This window comes from Herbaspirillum robiniae, assembly GCF_002213415.1.
Lineage (GTDB): Bacteria > Pseudomonadota > Gammaproteobacteria > Burkholderiales > Burkholderiaceae_D > Herbaspirillum > Herbaspirillum robiniae.
Genome location: NZ_NJGU01000002.1, coordinates 106,516 through 125,665, shown reverse-complemented (window position 1 = coordinate 125,665; position 19,150 = coordinate 106,516). Strand labels below are relative to the sequence as shown.

Below are 19,150 nucleotides of genomic sequence, written 5' to 3'. Positions count from 1 at the left end.
TCAGGCAAGCGCGAGGATCTGCTTACTCCTCGCCGTCAGCCCCGCAGCATTTCTTGTACTTCTTGCCGCTGCCGCAAGGGCAGGGATCGTTGCGGCCGACCTTGGGTGCGTCGCGCTGCACCTGTTCCACCGCCGACTTACGCTTGGGCGCCCAGTAGCGGTGGATGTGCGGAATGGCCGATTCGATTTCGATGGCCAGCTTGTGGGTCTTGACCGGATCGTCGATCAGCTTGGTTTCTTCTTCCTCCAGCTCGTCGGCGCCGAGCAGGTAGATCGGGCGCAGCAGCGGCGCCAGGTCGGAGTGGAAGATCTCGTCCCATTGCTGGGCGCGCAGCTGGATGCCTTCCCAGAAGCCCCAGGCCCAGGCCTCGGCGTCCAGCAGCGGCTTGCCTTCGTGCTCGCGTTCGCAGAACAGCGGCTCGTACTCCTTGGGCGCCACCTCGAAGGTGATGGCGATCTCGTTCATGGTGCGCGCGATCAGGCTGCTGATGCGCTCGGCTTCCTTGCCGTTCTTGAACTTGGGCGTGTCTTCCGGGCGGCTGCCCCAGACGCGCGGCAGCCATTCGGCCATCAGCACTTCCTGCGGGCCGATGGCCAGCGCGGTCAGGTAGCCATGCAGCGTGTCCATGGTCATGACGTCGTCGGCGCAGCGGTCGGACAGGAGGAAATCGTCGAGTTCGTCGAACTCTTGATCGGAAAGGGGCTGGTCGAGGTGCATGATGTCCAATTGGTGACGCTAAAAGCAGAAGTTTAAAGGGATTCGGCCAGTGGCGCGAGCATTGTCAGCGTTGCCATGCCATAAGCTCATCGCCGGCGTGCTGGCCCGGGCCCGCCGACAGTACAATACCGGGATGACACAACCAGCCCACCCCGCCGCCGACGTCGAGTCCTTCGCCACGCTTTCGCCCGACACCGTGCTCGACGCCCTGGACGCGGTCGGCCTGCGAGGCGACGGCCGCCTGCTGGCGCTGAACAGCTATGAAAACCGCGTCTACCAGGTCGGCATGGAAGAGGGGCCGCCGGTGGTCGCCAAGTTCTACCGGCCGCTGCGCTGGAGCGACGCCCAGATCCTCGAGGAGCACGCCTTTTCGCAGCAGCTGGCCGACGAGGAGGTGCCGGTGGTGCCGGCCATGGCGCTGGAGGGCGGCGCCACGCTGCATCGCCACGCGGGCTTTCGTTTCGCGGTGTTTCATCGCCACGGCGGGCGCGCGCCCGAGCTGGACAATCCCGATACGCTGGAATGGATGGGCCGCTTCATCGGCCGCATCCACGCGGTCGGCATGCAGCGCCCCTTCGCCGAGCGGCCCGCGCTGGACATCGCCACCTTCGGCGAAGAGCCGCGCGACTGGCTGCTGGCCAACGATTTCATCCCGATGGATGTGCTGGGCGCATACAAGAGCACGGTAGAGCACGCGCTGGACGGCGTGCGCCGCTGCTTCGAGCGCGCCGGCGACGTGAAGGCGCTGCGCCTGCACGGCGATTGTCATGTCGGCAACGTGCTGTGGACCGACGCCGGCCCGCACTTTGTCGATTTCGACGACAGCCGCAGCGGCCCGGCGGTGCAGGACCTGTGGATGCTGTTGTCCGGCGAGCGCGGCGAGATGGTGCGCCAGCTGTCGGACCTGCTGGCCGGCTACGAGAGCTTCTGCGAGTTCGAGCCGCGCGAGCTGTACCTGATCGAGGCGCTGCGCACGCTGCGCCTGATCCATTATTCGGCGTGGCTGGCGCGGCGCTGGGACGATCCGGCGTTCCCGGTCGCTTTCCCGTGGTTCAACACGCAGCGCTACTGGCAGGACCGCATCCTGGAGCTGCGCGAGCAGATCGCGCTGATGGACGAGCCGCCGCTGTGGCCGGTCTGAACCGATTAAGAAGAGAACACATGAAGAATCAGAAGACGCGCTGCGCCTGGGTCAACCTCAACAATCCGCTCTACGTGGCGTATCACGACGAGGAGTGGGGCGTGCCCTGCCACGACGAGACCACGCTGTTCGAGATGCTCAACCTGGAGGGCGCGCAGGCCGGGCTGTCGTGGGAGACCGTGCTCAACAAGCGCGAGAGCTACCGCGCCGCCTTCGACCACTGGGACGCGCGCAAGATCGCCAACTATGACGAGCGCAAGGTGGCCGAGCTGCTGGCCAATCCGGGCATCGTGCGCAACCGCCTGAAGGTGGCCGCGACCATCACCAACGCGCGCAGCTATCTTAGGCTGTGCGAAGAGGTCGGCGGCTTGGACCCCTATCTCTGGGGATTCGTCGACGGCAAGCCGATCCGCAACGCATGGAAGGAGCTGGGCCAGGCGCCGGCCAAGACGCCGCTGTCGGATACGATCTCCAAGGATCTCGCCAAACGCGGCTTCAAGTTCGTCGGTTCCACGATCATCTATGCCTATCTGCAAGGCATCGGCCTGATCGACGACCACGTGGCGGATTGCCACTGCCATGGCCGCAAGTACTGAGCGCGGCCGGGATGGTTTAAACTCGCGGGCGCGCCGGATCGCGTCGGCCGCAATAGTTTGGGAGTAGCATGATTTTCGTCAAATGGTTTGGCTGGTCGGTCCTGTGGTTGCTGCCGCTGCTGCTGCGCGTGGTCATTTCCGCACTGGCCCGCAAGTCGCCGCTGGGTGGACGCGGCGCCATCCGTGTCTGGATAGGCAGCCTGTTGCTGCTGTGCGCCAGCAGCGCCATCGAGTCCCTGCTGCGCGCGCAGATCGATACCGGCGATGACGGCCAGCGCGGCGCACGCCTTGGCTTCGCGCTGATGGAGGCGCTGTCGGGCAAGATCAGTAAGCCGGTCGCGGTGCTGGTGATGTTCGCGCTGGCGCTGCTGAGTCTGAAGCTGCTGTTCGGCGCCGTTTTCAGCCGCGCCGGCAAGGGCGCCGACGACGAACACCCGGAGCTCGACCTGGGGCCGCGCCGCGGCAGCATCGAGAGCGAACGCGTGCGCCTGGCTGGCAACGGCAAGCGCTTCGGCGGCAACGAGCGGCTCTCCGCCACGCCGCGCGCACCGCGCACGCCAACCGCGTCGCGCGCCGCTGCCGCTTCGCCGCAGGCGAATTCGCCGTTTGAGCCGCGCACGCCGAACCGCTTCAACAGCCCCAGCGAGCGCATCTCCGATGGGCATGCGCGCGAGGACTGGCAAGTGCCATTGTCGTCGCTGAACCGCAGCGCCGCCGCGCGCGGCGGCAAATGGCCGGCGTTGAAACCCGGCGCGACGGATGCCCGCGCACGTCCCGAATCCGAATGGGCTGCTTTCGAAACCCTGCGTCCGACCGATGCCATGCTGGCGCGCGCCGCGGCCAGCACCGCGATCTCGGCCGCCAGCGCGGCGGCCAACGCCAGCCTGTCGCGCGCAGCCGTTCCCGACGCGCCGGCCCAGCACATCCCGCCCTCGATCGCCCGCGCCGGGCAGGGGCAAGCAAGCCCGCCCGCGCCGGCCATGCCCACGCGCAGCATTCGCATCAGCAGCGTCGGTCGCGCCGCCCGCCAGGCGAGCGAACCGGCGACGCCGGGCGAACGCGCCGACGCCGTTCCCACACGGCTGATGCGCGCACTGCAGGAAGCCCAGGCGCAGAAGGGCGCGGCCGAGGCGCCTGCGGTTTCGGCTGTGCCGGCATCTGTTCCTGCGACGCCGGTCCCCGCCGCACCGGAGATTTCCGCCGCGCCGGCCGCCCCGTCCTTGGACGCCGCCGCGGACGAGTTCGTCCAAGCGCAACCGCAACAGCAACCGTATTTCGAAGCGCCGCAGCAGACGCCCGCCGATGCCAATACCGGTGCTCCCGCGGCATCGGAGTTTCTCTTCGACGAGCAGCCGGAGCAAACTGCAGGCCCCGAGCCGGCACCGCTTTCGCCGGTCGCCTTCGAGCCGCCCAGACAAAGCTATACCGCGCCATGGTTCGACATGCTGCCGGACCCCGAGCCTGAGCCCGAATCCAGCGCCGAGCCGCTCCGCCAGGATGCCGCTCCCGCAATGTCGCCGTTCGAGGCCGAGGCGCCGCAGGCGGCTTTCCCGGTGCGCGCGGCGCAGCCTGTGGTGCCGCCTTACTCCGCACAAGTGGTGCAGCCGCAGGCCTACGGGGACGAAGAGTTCGAGCCGCACATCGACATCCCGCTGCCGTCGCTGGACCTGCTCGACGATGTGCCCGAGACCACCATCGAAGTCGACGCCGAACAACTGCAGGAGACCGGCCGCCTGATCGAGCAGCGCCTCAAGGAGTTCAAGGTGCCGGTCACGGTGCTGGGCGCCGAGGCCGGCCCGGTGATCACCCGCTTTGAAGTGGAGCCGGCGCAGGGCGTGCGCGGCGCGCAGGTGGTGAACCTGATGAAGGACTTGTCGCGCGCCCTGGGCCTGACGTCGATCCGCGTGGTCGAGACCATTCCCGGCAAGACCTGCATGGGCCTGGAGTTGCCCAATGCGCGGCGGCAGATGATCAAGCTCTCCGAGATCGTGCGCTCCGACGCCTACCGCAGGTCGGCCTCGCTGCTGACCATCGCCATGGGCAAGGACATCACCGGCACGCCGGTGGTGACCGACCTGGCGCGTGCGCCGCACATGCTGGTGGCCGGCACCACGGGTTCGGGCAAGTCGGTGGCGATCAACGCGATGATCCTGTCGCTGCTCTACAAGGCCACGCCGGACGAGGTGCGCCTGATCATGATCGACCCCAAGATGCTGGAGCTGTCGATCTACGAAGGCATTCCGCACCTGTTGGCGCCGGTGGTGACCGACATGCGCGAAGCCGCGCATGCGCTGAACTGGGCGGTCGACGAGATGGAGCGCCGCTACAAGAAGATGTCGAAACTCGGCGTGCGCAACCTGGCAGGCTACAACCAGAAGATCGACGACGCCCATGCCCGCGGCGAGAAGATCCCCAACCCGTTCAGCCTGACCCCGGACGCGCCGGAGCCGCTGGACAAGCTGCCGACCATCGTGATCGTCATCGACGAACTGGCCGACCTGATGATGGTGGTCGGCAAGAAGGTGGAAGAACTGATCGCGCGCCTGGCGCAAAAGGCGCGCGCGGCCGGCATCCATCTGATCCTGGCCACGCAGCGCCCGTCGGTGGACGTGATCACCGGCCTGATCAAGGCCAACATCCCGACCCGCGTGGCCTTCCAGGTCTCCTCCAAGATCGACTCGCGCACCGTGCTCGACCAGATGGGCGCCGAGTCGCTGCTGGGTCACGGCGACATGCTGTTCCTGCCGCCGGGTTCGGGTTATCCCCAGCGCGTGCACGGCGCCTTCGTCTCCGACGACGAGGTGCATCGCGTGGTGGAATACCTGAAGTCCTTCGGCGAGCCGCGCTACATCGAAGAGATCCTGGCGCCGCCGATGGTGGAGGATGCCGCGCAGGGCGACATGTTCGGCAGCGACATGCCGGATCCGGAATCCGACCCGCTCTACGACGAGGCGGTGGCCTTCGTGCTCAAGTCGCGCCGCGCATCGATCTCCTCGGTGCAGCGCCAGTTCCGCATCGGCTACAACCGCGCCGCGCGCCTGGTGGAGCAGATGGAGACGGCCGGCGTGCTGTCGGCCATGTCGAGGAACGGCAGCCGCGACATCCTGGTGCCGCCTTCGGGCGCGGAAGAATAGGCGGGTGTACGCCGGGTGTTCCTGCGAGGGCGGGAGTCCGGCGATGTTTGCTGAGAATCGTCGGAGCCCGGGACGGCGCGGTGCGACGAACGCCGCTGGGTCCTGACTTTCGTCAGGACGACAGGTTGGAGGCAACTTTAACTTTCGTGCGTTCCAGTACATCTGTGCCTTGGTACCCGTCGCACGTTATTCCTTCACTGTGTCACCGTGTCACCGTGTCACCCCGTCACCCCGTCACTCCGTCGCCCCGTCACCCCGTCACCCCGTCACCCCGTCACCCCGTCACCCCGTCACCCCCCATCATTCCGTCATCCCCATCACTGCGTCACTCCAGCCATTCCGGTCATTCCACCCTCTCCGTCATCCCGGCGAAGGCCGGGATCCAGTGTCGTTCGTTGCGCGCCAGGCGGCGGTTGCAAGGGTCGCAATGATCGAAGCCAAGCCCTGACGTCAGCAGGCGCGACAACGTCGACAACATACGCCCCAATGAGCCTGCAAAAAAAAGCGGCGAACCGGACCCCGGTTCGCCGCTTTCATTCCAGCGTCAGAAAATCAGACGTCCAGCTGCGTCACCAGCTTGGTGTTGACGTAGGCTTCGATCGCCTCGGTACCGCCTTCCGAACCGTAGCCGCTGTCCTTGATGCCGCCGAACGGCAGTTCGGGAATGGCCAGGCCCAGGTGGTTGATGGTCAGCATGCCGCTTTCCACGCGCGCGGCCAGCGCGTGCTTGGTGTGCGCCGATTTGGCGAAGGCATAGGCTGCCAGGCCGAAGGGCAGGCGGTTGGCTTCGTCGATCACTTCGTCCAGGGTGTCGAACGGGTTGATCAGCGCCAGTGGGCCGAAGGGCTCGTCGTTCATCACGCGCGCCGACAGCGGCACGTTGGTCAGCACGGTGGGCTGGAAGAAGTAGCCCTTGTCGCCGATGCGCTTGCCGCCGGTGCGCAGCTGTGCGCCTTGCGAGACGGCGTCGTCGATCAGGGACTCCAGCGCCGGGATGCGGCGCTTGTTGGCCACCGGACCCATGGTGGTGCCGGCGTCGATGCCGTTGCCCACCTTCAGCTGTTCGGCGTAGGTGACGAACTTGTCGACGAAGGCGTTGAACACGCCCTTCTGCACCAGGAAGCGGGTCGGCGAGACGCACACCTGGCCGGCGTTGCGGAACTTGGCAGCGGCCAGCTGCTTGGCGGCGGCGTCGATGTCGGCATCGTCGAACACCATCGCCGGGGCGTGGCCGCCCAGTTCCATGGTGGCGCGCTTCATGTGCTGGCCGGCCAGCGCGGCCAGCTGCTTGCCCACCGGGGTCGAGCCGGTGAAGGAGATCTTCTTGATCACCGGGTGCGGGATCAGGTATTCGGAGATCTCGGCCGGCACGCCGTAGACCAGGTTGATCACGCCGGCCGGCACGCCGGCGTCGGCGTAGGCGCGGATCAGCTCGGCCGGGGAGGCGGGGGTCTCTTCAGGGGCCTTGACGATGATGGAGCAGCCCGCAGCCAGCGCGGCCGACATCTTGCGCACCACCTGGTTGATCGGGAAGTTCCAGGGCGTGAAGGCGGCGACCGGGCCGACCGGCTCCTTGATCACCATCTGGTAGGCGCCCGGCACGCGCGCCGGCACTAGGCGGCCGTAAGTGCGACGGGCTTCTTCGGCGAACCAGTCGATGGTGTCGGCCGCGCCCAGGGTTTCCATCTTGGCTTCCGGCAGCGGCTTGCCCTGTTCCAGGGTCATCAGGCGGGCCACGTCATCGGCGCGCTCGCGCAGGAGGTTGGCGGCGCGGCGCATGATCTTCGAGCGTTCGAAGGCGGAGATGTTGCGCCAGGTTTCGAAGCCTTTCTTCGCGGCTTCGAGGGCGCGGTCCAGGTCTTCGCGGCCGGCATGGGCGATCTTACCGATGACTTCCTCGGTAGCCGGGTTGACCACGTCGATGGTGCGGCCGGAGACGCTGGCGGTCCATTCGCCGTTGATGAAAAGCTGTACGTCCTTATACATGTGCGGTCCTCGTTGGTCTGGTTTCGGAATGCCGCCGGCGGCGATTGCGGCTGCGGCGGATGGGGAATGTGGTTATGGCAACAACTCTGCGGATGTCTTGTTCGTAGGCGCAGGCGGTCGTGCTGCATGTGGAGCGGCCGCCGGAGCGAGGACGATATTTATACCATGCATCGCAACATCGCGTCTTGCCGCGCCGGCAGTTCCGGCGCCTCCGACAGCGGGTTCCGACAGCGGGCAGAATCAACGGGCGACTCCGCAGGCGGCCGTGCCGCGGCGCAGGAACAATCGATTTGGCCAGGGGTCACACCGGCAGACCTTTGTTAGCGCGAGGCGCCCATGACCACCCATTCCGACGACCTCCAGCCCGGCCTGCAGCCACGCCAACGCGAGCGGGCCATGCACGGTAGCGGGCCGGGCGAAGCCCTCTCCGCCGGCGGCGTGGTGGCCGGCTCGGTGCTCAGCGCGCTGGTGGGCGTATGGCTGGGCCGCAAGCGCCGGCAAAAGCTGCAGGCTGGTTCGCGGCCTGACGTGTCGCCCGTCCGCGCGAAGAAAGAGGCTGCGGCGCCAGGCAAAACCAAATTCACGGCGAAATCGAAATCCAGCGACCCGATCCCGCGCGGGCTGGAAAGCGCGGTGCGCGTCGCGACCCTGGTGCTGCCGCTGGTGGCGGCGTGGCGCAAGGGATCGGTGAAGGCGAAGAAGAGCGCCGTCACCACGGCGCCGTCCCCGCCCAAGACGGCGCCGCGCATCAGCAATATCAGGGCCGACCTTGAGCCGGCGCCTTCCGAATACCTCGACCCCGCCGCCGAGGTGAAGATGATCAAGGGCGGCACGCGCCTGCAGCAGGCCTGGCAGCTGGTCATGGCGGCGGTCAACGCCTGGCTTGACGACTTCGCGCCCAGCATGGGGGCGGCGATCGCCTACTACACCATCTTCTCCATCGCGCCGATGCTGGTGATCGCCATCGCCGTGGCCGGCATGCTGTTCGGCCACGACGCCGCGCAGGGCGAGATTGTCAACCAGATCCGCGACATCGTCGGCACTGAAGGCGCCATCGCCATCCAGGGCCTGCTGAAGTCGGTCAACCAACCGCGCGAAGGCATGATCGCCGCGGCGATCTCGGTGGCCACGCTGGCCGTGGGCGCCACCGCCGTGTTCTCCGAACTGCAGAGCGCGCTGGACCGCATCTGGCGCATCCCCGCGGTCAAGCGCAAGAGCGGTATCTGGGCGCTGGCGCGCACGCGCATCCTGTCTTTCGGGTTGATCATCGGGCTGGGTTTCCTGCTGATCATCTCGCTGGTGGTCAGCGCCGCGCTGGCGGCATTGGGGCGCTGGTGGGGCGGCTGGTTCGAGGGATGGCAGCTGGTGCTGCAACTGCTCAACTTCGCGCTTTCCTTCGTGGTGTTCTCCACGCTGTTCTCGATGATCTACAAGTTCATGCCGCGGGTAACGCTCTCCTGGCGCGACGTCTGGATAGGCGCGGTATCCACCACGGTGCTGTTCATCATCGGCAAGTACCTGATCGGGCTGTATCTCGGCCGCACCGGCATGACGTCCGGTTTCGGGGCGGCCGGTTCCTTTGCGCTGCTGCTGGTGTGGATCTACTACTCGGCGCAGATCTTCCTGCTGGGCGCGGAATTCACCTGGATCTACGCCAACAACTTCGGCTCGCGCGCCTTGCGCCAGAAGCTGGCGCACGCGCCGGAGATCGTCAAGGGCAGCGTCGGTCATGGCGAGGAGGCGGTCAAGGCGGTGCGCCCGCCCGAGGGGCCGCCGCTGCATCCCGGCAACTGATTCGTTTTCAACAAGGAGAAGAGTGCAATGAAACTGACACCTGTACAGATGCTGGTCCTGACCCTCGGCGCGCTGGCCGTCTGGTCGCTGCGCAAATCGGCGCGCGCGGGCAGCGGCGCGACACCTGCAAGCACCCTCAACCAATCTCCCGTGGCCGAGGCGATCGAGGCCGTGGCCGGCAAATAGAAAAGGGCTGGGGAGGAAAGTCGAAAACCGGCAGGGCGGGATGGCCCGTCACCGCGCCGGCGCAGGCTGCTCCGGCATCAGTGCACGTGCTGGGGGATTTCCATTTCGGCGAGGATCATTTCCACCTGCAGGCACTGGATCTTCAATTCCTTGATCGCCTTGCGGTACTGGCGCATCGCCTTCAACGGCGGCGCGTCGTCCTCGCTGCGGGCGGCGCGGATGGCGTTGAGCATGATGCGCGAAAGCATGGCCGCCGCTTCATCGTGGGAGCTCTTGAGTTCGGCGATGCTTGTCAGCAATGCAAGCCGTTTGTCCATGATGATCTCCTCTTGTCCAAGAGTGGTGAGACTTCGACCGGAGGAGGAATGTTCCGGTTTGCGCGGCTTGCCCGCACGCAAGCGCGATGTCCGGCGGCAATAAAAAAGCCCCGCCGAAGCGGGGCCAAAGAGGGAACTGAGGAGTCCTCAGTCTTTGCAACAACGCAAAGCGGTTCCGGCCGGGGCCGGTCGGCGCTGCAGATCAGTACTTCCACATGATCTTCTGCAGTTCCTTGGTGTCGTTGGTCTTGGTCAGCGCCAGCTCGGCCAGGATGCGCGCCTTCTGCGCGTTCTGGTCGTCGGTCACGACCCAGTCGTACTTGTCGTCGGGCTGCTCGCCGTTGCGGATCACCACGCCGCTGCCGGTGCGCGTGGCGCGGATGACCTGCACGCCCTTGCTGCGCACTTCCTGCAGCACCGGCACGATCTGCTCGGCCACGCTGCCGTTGCCGGTGCCGTCGTGGATGATGGCCTTTGCGCCGGCGTTGACGAACGCGTCATAGGCGGCGCGGCTGACGTTGCCGTAGTTGTAGGCGATGTCCACGCGCGGCAGGCTGTTGATCTTGTCGATGTCGAACTCGGTCTGGGTGGTGTGCGGACGCGCCGGCAAGCGGTAGAACATCAGCTTGTTCTCGACCACGTAACCCAGCGGGCCGTAGGGCGAGCGGAAGGTCTCGACCTTGAAGGAGTTGCTCTTGGTGACGTCGCGGCCGGAATGGATCTCGTCGTTCATCACCACCAGCGTGCCTTTGCCGGCGGCGTCCTTGCTGCCGGCGACCAGCACCGCGTCATACAGGTTCAGCGCGCCGTCGGCGCCCAGCGCCGTGCCCGGGCGCATCGAGCCGACCACCACCACCGGCTTCTCGCTCTTGAGCACCAGGTTCAGGAAATACGCGGTCTCTTCGATGGTGTCGGTGCCGTGGGTGATCACGATGCCGTCGACGTCGCTCTGCTTGAGCAGTTCGGAGACGCGCTTGCCCAGCTTGAGCAGGCGTTCGTCGTTGAAGCTCTCGCTGCCGATCTGGAAGATCTGCTCGCCGCGCACGTTGGCGATCTTGGAAATCTCCGGCACGGCCGCGATGATCTTGTCGACCGGCACCACGGCCGACTGGTAGGCGGCGGTGTTGACGCTGGATGCGCCCGCGCCGGCGATGGTGCCGCCGGTGCCGATGACGACCACGTTGGGTTTCTTGTCCTGCGCATGCGCGCCGAAGGCGGCAAAGGCGGCGGACAGGATCATGACAGCGCCGATTTTTTTGAATTGTGCCTGCTGCATTTCTTGAGTCTCCTGGTGACGGTGTGTGGTTCCGCTTCGAGGCTTGCTCTGGTTGTCTTGTTGGTCCGTCGAAGCGGCGCATTCGCGCCGATGGCGTCGAATGAGGGCGATCATACGAAAGCGCTGTGGCGATGTCTCATGCTTTTAAAACATGGAGAAATGCATCCCATGCATGAGCCGCAAGATGCGAGCCGGCACGCGAAAAATGTCGTGCAGGGAAGAGGGGCGGGTGAGATGCCGCGATGAAAATGGCGAGCGAAAAAAAGAAAAAGCCGCACGCGGCGGCTCGGTTGCACAGGCCATGCGGCCGGTGCGATCAGAAGAATTCGACGGTGTCGTTGGTGGTGATGCCCGAGCGCAGCACGCCCGAATCGACCAGCTCTTCGTAGAAGCAGATGCGGTTGCGGCCGCTTTTCTTGGCGTGGTACAGGGCCTGGTCGGCGTGGCCGAGGATGACCACCGGCGTCTCGCGCGAGATGCCGACGAAGCCCAAGCTGACGGTGACCTTGCCGACCTGCGGGAAGTCGTACTCCTGCACGTTCTGGCGGAAGCGGTCGAAGATCTTGCGGGCGTCCGAGAGCGTGGTCGAGCGCAGCAGGATCACGAACTCCTCGCCGCCGAAACGGAAGATGCGGTCGTGGCTGCGGAAGGAGGCGCGCAGGATGTTGGCCACCAGGATCAGCACTTCGTCGCCATACAGGTGGCCATAGCGGTCGTTGACCTGCTTGAAGTGGTCGATGTCCACCACGGCCAGCCAGTGGCCCTTGGCCTCGACGGCGGCGTCGTCGTGGCGACGGTCGTTCTTCTCCAGCGAATGCGCCTCATGCGGCGCGATGGCGAAGGCGTACTTGGTGAACTGTTCGTCGAAGGTCTTGCGGTTGAACAGGCCAGTGAGCGCGTCGCGCTCGCTGTAGTCGAGCAGGCTCTGGTAATTGCAGTAGACGTGGAAGATGCCGTGGATCACGTCCATCATCTGCGGCTCGAAGGGTTTGTCGCTGCGGATCTCGACGCAGGAGTTCATCTTGCCGTGCAGCCACACCGGCAGCCACAGGATGTGGGCGCCGTCGTCGGTGGTCTCGAGGTATTCGTTGAGGTGATTGCGGATGCACGCCATCATCGCCGGATAGCTCGCGAGCGGTTCCTTGGGATCGTCGCTGGTATGTTCGTCGATGGTGTGGATGTCGCCGTCCCGGATCAGCATTTTTTCCTGGACGTAATGCTCGTCGCGCATGGTGAATATCTCCAGCATGCGGATTTCCTGGACATTGGTCAGCTGGTACAAGGCCGAGATGACGGAGAGCGCAAGGCGGGAGTGTTCCCGGTGCGCGGTAATCTCCACCAGATGCTTGAGCAGCGGTTTCTTCATCTCGTTATCGATGTCCTGCATGAGCCCATTGTTCTATGTATGGTCGGTACTCGGTTAGTGCTTCGCCATTCACGCAATGTATCAGCACTATGCAAGAATCACGCCATGAATCAAGCAAGGAAGCGAGATGATTTTACACGCACGCACATGTTAGGACGAAGCAGTTTCTGCAAATTAAATTCGAAAAAGTTCAATCCATTTCCAGTCGGAAATTTTGCCCCACATTGATTTTCACTTACGTGCGCATTTGATAGTTTTTTGACTTCCCTTCATTCCTGAAACGCATAAGGACAGCCTGCAAAGCCGCGCCTGTTCTGGATTTTGGGGGTGAGTATTTGTGAGAATACGTTCTTTTGCAGCGCAGCGAAGTGAGCGAAAAAACGAACGCGCCCCCGTCATTGCAGATGAAAAAAATCGCCGGACATGCCGGCGATTTTTTTATTTATATCGTTTGCAGAACGATGCGTATCACGCGTAGATGATCAGCAGCGCGACCGCGATGATGAGGCCGAATTTGGTGGCCTTGTAGACGGTCTTGTTCCAGTTCTTGAAACGGCGGCGATACTGCCCGGCCAGCCAGACGAAGCGGAACAGCTTGTTGACGCGGCCGGTCTGGTCGCCGGTTTCGTTGGGCGAGGCGGCGGCGGTCATCATGGTGCGGCCCAGGAAGCCGTTGATGGCTTCGGCCCAGCGATAGCGCAGCGGGCGCTCGACGTCGCAGAACAGGATGATACGGTTCGTCTCGGAGCCGTTCTGCGCCCAGTGGATGAAGGTCTCGTCGAACACCACGCTCTGGCCATCGCGCCAGCTGTAGCGCTGGCCGTCGACTTCGATGAAGCAGCGGTCGTCGTTGGGCGTGACCAGGCCCAGGTGGTAGCGCAGCGAACCGGCGAAGGGATCGCGGTGCGGGTTGAGCGTGCCGCCCGGCGCCAGCTCGGCGAACATGGCTGCCTTCACGCTGGGAATGCGCTGCAGGATCTCGACGGTCTTGGGGCAGAACTTCTCGGCCGAGGGATGGCTGGCGTTGTACCACTTCAGGTAGAAGCGCTTCCAGCCGGCCTTGAAGAAGGAGTTGAAGCCGGCGTCGTCATTCTTTTCGGCGGCCTTGATCTTGGCCATCTCGCGCAGCGCCACGGCTTCGTCGCGGATGGTTTCCCAGTTTTCGTCGATCAGGGCCAGTTCCTTGAATTCCTTCACGGCCGGGTAGGGCACCGCCGGCACGCGCGAGAAGGCGTACATGAACAGGTTGATCGGCGACATGATCGACGAATGGTCGAAGAACTGGCGCAAAAAGGGCAGGCGCACGCGTCCGCGGAAATGGATGAACAGGATGGAAAACAGATAGATAAAGACGATAGCCCACTTCATTGCATGGTCCTCTTGATGTTGCTGGGCGCCTGCCCGACAGGGCGGCGGCGCGGCGGATAACCGCCATATTGGGTCGAATCGGTGAAAATCAATGACAATCGCGGCAGGAAGGCTGCAGTTGCATGCGGATGAGCTGTGCTTGTCCGCGCACTTGTCGCGTTGGCATCCCCGAGGCTGCGCAGCTGGGCGGCGCAGGGCAAGCGAAGGATTCTACACCATGCCATTGTCAGCAAACGTAAGGGCGTCGGCTGCGGCATGGGCCGTCTGCGCGAGATCAAGCGGACATAAAAAAACGGACCGGGAAAACCCGGTCCGCGAGGGACAACAACAACGGTGAAGGATGAAACAAAAAAGGGGGAGGGCCGCCTCAGGCCGCCTGTTGCACCACGGAACGCGCGCGGTTCCAGCGCGGCAGGCCGGTGAAGGCGAAGTCGATCTCGGGCACGCGGCCGGCGACGATCTCGGCAATCGCGCGGCCCGAGCCGCAGCCCATGGTCCAGCCCAGGGTGCCGTGGCCGGTGTTCAGGAACAGGTTGGACACCTTGGTCTTGCCGACATAGGGCACGTTGGACGGCGTCAGCGGGCGCAGGCCGGTCCAGTAGATCGGGTTGTCGTAGTCGCAGCCGTCCGGGAACAGTTCGCGGGTGCGGCGGGTGATGGCTTCGCAGCGGGTGGTGTTGAGCTCGCGGGTGTAGCCGTTGAGCTCGCAGGTGCCGGCCACGCGCAGGCGGTCGCCCAGGCGCGAGACCACCAGCTTGTAGCCGTCGTCGGTCAGCGAAACGGTGGGCGCGGCGTCCGGGTTGATGACCTTGTAGGTGGCCGAGTAGCCCTTGCCTGGATAGAGCAGCAGGTCGATGCCCAGCGGCTTGACCAGTTGCTGCGAGAAGCTGCCCATGGCGACCACGAAGCTGTCTGCGGTGAGCACCTCGTGGCGGCCGTCCGGGTTGATGATTTCCACGCCGGTCACGCGCGCCGAGCTGCCGGCGCCTTCGGTGATCAGGCGGGTGATGGTGGTGGAGTAGCGGAATTCGACGCCGGCTTCCTCGCTCTTCCTGGCCAGGCCCGTGGTGAGCTTGTAGACGTCGCCGGATTCGTCGGTGGCGGTGAAGTCGCCGCCGACGATCTTGTCGCGGATCGACGCCAGCGCCGGTTCGATGCGCACGACTTCATCCGCGCCGATCGATTCGCGCGGGCAGCCCAGGTCGCGCATCAGCTTGGCGGCCGGCAGGGATTCCTGGAATTCCTTTTCTTCGGTGTAGAAGTGCAGGATGCCGCGGGTCAGGTGGTCGTAGTCGATGCCGGTCTCGGCGCGCACCGCCTGCAGGGTCTGGCGGCTGTATTCGCACAGGGCGACGATGTTGCGGATGTTCTCGTCGGTGCGGGCGGCGGTGCATTCGCGCAGGAAGCTGACGGCCCACTTCCACTGCAGCCACTCGGGACGGAAGCGGTACAGCAGCGGCGCATCTTCCTTGCCCAGCCACTTCAGCACCTTCATCGGGGCGGAGGGATTGGCCCAGGGTTCGGCGTGCGACACCGAGATCTGGCAGCCGTTGGCGAAGCTGGTTTCCTGCGCCGCGCCGGGCTGGCGCTCGATGACGGTGACGTCGTAGCCCTGCTTTTTCAGGAACCAGGCGGAAGCGGTTCCGATAATGCCTGCGCCCAATACGATCACTTTCATCTCACTCTCCCGGTTTGTGCTGAACTTGCCCACTGGCATGCTGCGATTGGAATTGGATCCGCTTGCAGCGGACGAATGCATGCATTGTAAGAAAACCCGGATTGCCGATGTGTTCAATACTGGCCGGGATTTTTCTAGAAGATGAAGCGATGAGCCATTTTTTATTCAAAAAGAAAAGAAAAATGGCTTCATGTTTAGTTTTTTGAAGACGAGAAGCGTGCCATCTCCTCGGCGACCGCGCGCGTGACGGTTTCCGCGAGCGCCGTGCGCAGGCTTTCCTTGACGCGCTGCGTCAGGATATCGGAGAGATTGTCCAGGGCCACCGCCATCTGGTCCTGCAGGTGCTGCTGCAGGACGGTATCGGCTTGCGCGAGCAGGTTTTGCAGCACGTTCTCGCGGATTTCCTGTTCCCACTGGCGATATTGCTCGGCGGCCGGCGTGACGGGTGGCACGGCCGCGAACTGGGCCGGGGCGGACGGCGCCGGCGCCTGGTAGCTGGCGGCCGAGGGCTGGGTATGAAAGGCGCCGGGCTGGGCGGCCGCGCCGTAGTCCGGGCCGTTGCCGCCCGGCTGCGGCAGGTGGGCCGGCGGCACGGGGACGGCCTGGGGCGGCAGCACCTGCGGCGGCGCCGACGGGATGACCTCGGTCAGGAGGGGAATGCTGTTGTCGTCCTGGATCATGGCGGTCTGCGCGCTGGCGGTTTCAGGCGGCCACGTGGTGGCTGAGCGGGTAACCGCGCTCCTTGTAGAAGCGGTAGCGATCGCGGCCGGCGGCGCGGTCGGCGTCGTCGGCGGAAATGATTTCCAGCATGCGCTCGAAGCGGGCGAAGTTGGCCGGGGTTTCGCCGGACAGGTTGATCAGCACCTGGTGGTGCGGCAGTTCGACGTCGTCGCTGGCGGTCAGGATGATCGGCGTCTGCGCGGCCAGCGGATCGCCGGCGGTGACGTGCGGCAGGAAGTCCTGCTCGGAAAAGCTCCAGAGCGCCTGGTCCAGCTGCTGCAGTTCGGCGCGGTCGCGCGCGCGCAGCACGATCTGGGTGCCGGCCGCGCGCGCCTTGCGCACCAGGCGGCAGACGTAGGTGATCTTTTGCGGGACGTTGCTGTGGAAGTCGATTCGGGTCATGGCGGAAGTATAGTGGCAAGCGATGGACGCTGCCATGTTCAATACGTAGTGGACGATGCAGGCCGTCGTTCGTTGCGCCGGATTGGCGCCGGCGGGACGCAGCGAACGACGCTGGGTCCTGACGTTCGTCAGGACGACGGCGGGGGAGTGGATTTTTCCCCTCTTGACCGGTATGGCGGATCGTCCAGCCGGCCGTTCAACCGGCCAAGCGGCCGCAACATACCACCGTCATCCCGGCGAACGCCGGGATCCAGCGTCGTTCGTCGCACCTCGGGCGAATCGCGCCAGCCTGAAAAATGAGACAAACAAGAGCCCTGAAAGCAAAACTGCCGCCCGGACTTTCATCCGGACGGCAGCCAAACTCAGCAGCTCAGGTTCAGGCAGCCATGCCGCTATGCCGCAGCAGCGCGTCGATGCTCGGTTCGCGGCCGCGGAAGGCCTTGAACGACTCGATCGCCGGGCGCGAGCCGCCCACGGCCAGGATTTCCTGCTGGAAGCGGCGGCCGGTTTCGATCGACACCACGTTGCCGCCGGCCGCGGCGGCTTCCTCGAATGCGCCGTAGGCGTCGGCCGACAGCACCTCGGCCCACTTGTAGCTGTAGTAGCCCGCCGCGTAGCCGCCGGCGAAGATGTGGCTGAAGGAGTGCTGGAAGCGGTTGAACTCCGGCGGACGGATCACCGCGATGCGGTCGCGCAGGCCGTTCAGCAGTTGCTGCACGCTCTGTTGGCCGCCGGCCTGGTAGTCGTCGTGAATCAGCATGTCGAACAGCGAGAACTCCACCTGGCGCAGCATCTGCAGGCCGGACTGGAAGTTCTTGGCGGCGATCATCTTGTCGTACAGCGCGCGCGGCAGCGGCGCGCCGGTCTCGGCGTGCGCGCTCAGGTGCTGCAGCACGTCCCATTCCCAGCAGAAGTTTTCCATGAACTGCGAGGGCAGTTCGACCGCATCCCATTCCACGCCCGAGATGCCGGACACGCCGACCTCGTCCACCTGCGTCAGCATGTGGTGCAGGCCGTGGCCGAACTCGTGGAACAGCGTGATCACTTCGTCGTGGGTGAACAGCGCCGGCTTGGCCGCGCCGTCCACCACCGCCGGCTCGGTGAAGTTGCACACCAGGTAGGCGATCGGGGTCTGCACGCCGGAGGCGGTCAGGCGGCGCGCGCGGGCGTCGTCCATCCAGGCGCCGCCGCGCTTGCCGCTGCGGGCGTAGAGGTCGAAATAAAACTGGCCGACCAGCTGGCCGTCGCGTTCGATGCGGAAGAACTTCACGTCCTTGTGCCACACCGGCGCGGTATCAGGCTTGATGGACACGCCGAACAGTTGTTGCGCGACCTGGAACAGGCCGTTCACCACCCGGGGTTCGGGGAAGTACTGCTTCACTTCCTGTTCCGAGAAGGCGTAGCGCTGTTCGCGCAGCTTTTCAGAGGCGTAGGTGCTGTCCCAGGCTTCCAGCTTGTCCAGGCCCAGCTTTTCGCGGGCGAATGCCTTGAGCTCGTCGTAGTCCTTTTCGCCGAAGGGGCGGGCGCGGCGGCCCAGGTCTTCCAGGAAGGCGATCACTTCGGCCGGCGACTGCGCCATCTTCGGCACCAGCGAGACCTCGGCGAAATTGGCGTAGCCCAGCAGCTGCGCCTCTTCCTTGCGCAGCGTCAGGATGTCGTCGATGTTGGCGCTGTTGTCCCATTCCGGCTTGGCGCCCAGTTCCGAGGCCTTGGTGGCGTTGGCGCGATAGATCTTTTCGCGCAGCGCGCGGTTGTCGGCGTATTGCAGCACCGGGAAATAGGAGGGGAAGTGCAGCGTAAACTTGAAGCCCGGCTTGCCGTCCTTCTCGGCGGCGGCACGCGCGGCCTGCTTGACGTCGTCCGGCAGGCCGGCCAGTTCGGCCTCATCCTCGACGAACAGGCCGAAGTCGTTGGTGGCGTCCAGCACGTTCTCGGAGAAACGGGTGGTCAGCGCCGCCTGCTTTTCCTGGATCTCGGCGAAGCGTTCCTTCTTGTCTTCCGGCAGTTCGGCGCCGGACAGGCGGAAGTCGCGCACCGCATTGTCCACCACCTTGCGGCGCGCGGCCGAGAGCTGCGCGAAGGCCGGGCTGGCCTGCAGCGCCTTGTACTTCTCGAACAGCGCCAGGTTCTGGCCCAGGCCAGTCCAGAATTCCACCAGGCGCGGCTGGTTCTCGTTGTAGGTGGCGCGCAGTTCGGGCGTGTCCATCACCGAATTCAGGTGGCCGACCACGCTCCAGGCGCGGCCCAGCTTCTCGGTGGCCGACTCCAGTGGTTCGACGAAGTTGTCCCAGCTGACCTCGGCCATCGGCGCCTCCAGCTCGGTGACCAGGCGGCCGGCGTCGGCCAGCAGCTTGTCCAGCGCCGGGGTGACGTGTTCCGGCTTGATGGCGTCGAACTGGGCATAGCCCGAAAAGTCGAGCAGGGGATTGGCGGCGATGTCGGTGGTCATGGGCTCTCGATTCATTCAA

Annotated in this window: 15 protein-coding genes; 5 read left to right on the top strand and 10 right to left on the bottom strand. The window is 65.0% G+C overall.

Features of this window, described 5'->3' with window-relative positions:
* Window positions 1-22: 22 nt before the first annotated feature.
* Window positions 23-718, bottom strand: coding sequence for a UPF0149 family protein (locus CEJ42_RS05555; protein ID WP_079219163.1), 696 nt, complete (start codon window positions 716-718; stop codon window positions 23-25).
* 133 nt (window positions 719-851) lie between these two features.
* Here CEJ42_RS05555 and CEJ42_RS05550 point away from each other — a divergent pair, with 133 nt between their 5' ends.
* From CEJ42_RS05550 to CEJ42_RS05540, 3 genes are all read left to right on the top strand, one after another.
* Complete coding sequence (locus CEJ42_RS05550; RefSeq protein ID WP_088750299.1) at window positions 852-1,859, top strand: serine/threonine protein kinase; 1,008 nt, start codon at window positions 852-854, stop codon at window positions 1,857-1,859.
* A gap of 20 nt (window positions 1,860-1,879) precedes the next feature.
* Window positions 1,880-2,455 carry a DNA-3-methyladenine glycosylase I gene (locus CEJ42_RS05545; RefSeq protein WP_088750298.1) on the top strand — a complete coding sequence of 192 codons (576 nt, stop codon included), beginning with the start codon at window positions 1,880-1,882 and terminating at the stop codon, window positions 2,453-2,455.
* 68 nt (window positions 2,456-2,523) lie between these two features.
* On the top strand, window positions 2,524-5,589 hold the full coding sequence (locus CEJ42_RS05540; protein WP_088750297.1) for an FtsK/SpoIIIE family DNA translocase: 3,066 nt from the start codon (window positions 2,524-2,526) through the stop codon (window positions 5,587-5,589).
* A gap of 552 nt (window positions 5,590-6,141) precedes the next feature.
* Here CEJ42_RS05540 and CEJ42_RS05535 read toward each other — a convergent pair.
* Window positions 6,142-7,575 (bottom strand): NAD-dependent succinate-semialdehyde dehydrogenase, encoded by a 1,434-nt coding sequence (locus CEJ42_RS05535; protein ID WP_088750296.1) that lies wholly within the window; start codon window positions 7,573-7,575, stop codon window positions 6,142-6,144.
* Between the two features lie 336 nt (window positions 7,576-7,911).
* Between CEJ42_RS05535 and CEJ42_RS05530 the strand changes: the two genes are divergently transcribed.
* Window positions 7,912-9,369, top strand: a complete 1,458-nt coding sequence (locus tag CEJ42_RS05530; RefSeq protein ID WP_088750295.1) for a YihY/virulence factor BrkB family protein — start codon at window positions 7,912-7,914, stop codon at window positions 9,367-9,369.
* A gap of 27 nt (window positions 9,370-9,396) precedes the next feature.
* The gene (locus CEJ42_RS24950) at window positions 9,397-9,555 is read left to right on the top strand and encodes a hypothetical protein (RefSeq protein ID WP_158522547.1); all 159 of its coding nucleotides are present in this window, start codon (window positions 9,397-9,399) and stop codon (window positions 9,553-9,555) included.
* A 77-nt stretch (window positions 9,556-9,632) separates the two neighbouring features.
* On the opposite strand, the gene CEJ42_RS05525 is transcribed toward CEJ42_RS24950, so the two are convergent.
* The 8 genes from CEJ42_RS05525 to CEJ42_RS05490 all read right to left on the bottom strand — a co-directional run bounded on the left by CEJ42_RS05525 (window position 9,633) and on the right by CEJ42_RS05490 (window position 19,131).
* Complete coding sequence (locus CEJ42_RS05525) at window positions 9,633-9,872, bottom strand: hypothetical protein (RefSeq protein ID WP_079215802.1); 240 nt, start codon at window positions 9,870-9,872, stop codon at window positions 9,633-9,635.
* 202 nt (window positions 9,873-10,074) lie between these two features.
* Complete coding sequence (locus CEJ42_RS05520; protein WP_420840744.1) at window positions 10,075-11,112, bottom strand: asparaginase; 1,038 nt, start codon at window positions 11,110-11,112, stop codon at window positions 10,075-10,077.
* 352 nt (window positions 11,113-11,464) lie between these two features.
* Window positions 11,465-12,535 carry a GGDEF domain-containing protein gene (locus CEJ42_RS05515; protein WP_175354573.1) on the bottom strand — a complete coding sequence of 357 codons (1,071 nt, stop codon included), beginning with the start codon at window positions 12,533-12,535 and terminating at the stop codon, window positions 11,465-11,467.
* Window positions 12,536-12,982: 447 nt separating this feature from the next.
* The gene (gene lpxO, locus CEJ42_RS05510; RefSeq protein WP_079215800.1) at window positions 12,983-13,882 is read right to left on the bottom strand and encodes a lipid A hydroxylase LpxO; all 900 of its coding nucleotides are present in this window, start codon (window positions 13,880-13,882) and stop codon (window positions 12,983-12,985) included.
* A 367-nt stretch (window positions 13,883-14,249) separates the two neighbouring features.
* On the bottom strand, window positions 14,250-15,560 hold the full coding sequence (locus CEJ42_RS05505) for a D-amino acid dehydrogenase (protein ID WP_088750293.1): 1,311 nt from the start codon (window positions 15,558-15,560) through the stop codon (window positions 14,250-14,252).
* Between the two features lie 194 nt (window positions 15,561-15,754).
* Window positions 15,755-16,240: a hypothetical protein gene (locus CEJ42_RS05500; RefSeq protein WP_088750292.1), complete on the bottom strand. Its 486-nt coding sequence runs from the start codon at window positions 16,238-16,240 to the stop codon at window positions 15,755-15,757.
* A 22-nt stretch (window positions 16,241-16,262) separates the two neighbouring features.
* Window positions 16,263-16,682 (bottom strand): DNA polymerase III subunit chi, encoded by a 420-nt coding sequence (locus CEJ42_RS05495; RefSeq protein WP_079215797.1) that lies wholly within the window; start codon window positions 16,680-16,682, stop codon window positions 16,263-16,265.
* A gap of 376 nt (window positions 16,683-17,058) precedes the next feature.
* On the bottom strand, window positions 17,059-19,131 hold the full coding sequence (locus tag CEJ42_RS05490) for a M3 family metallopeptidase (protein WP_088750291.1): 2,073 nt from the start codon (window positions 19,129-19,131) through the stop codon (window positions 17,059-17,061).
* Window positions 19,132-19,150 lie beyond the last annotated feature (19 nt).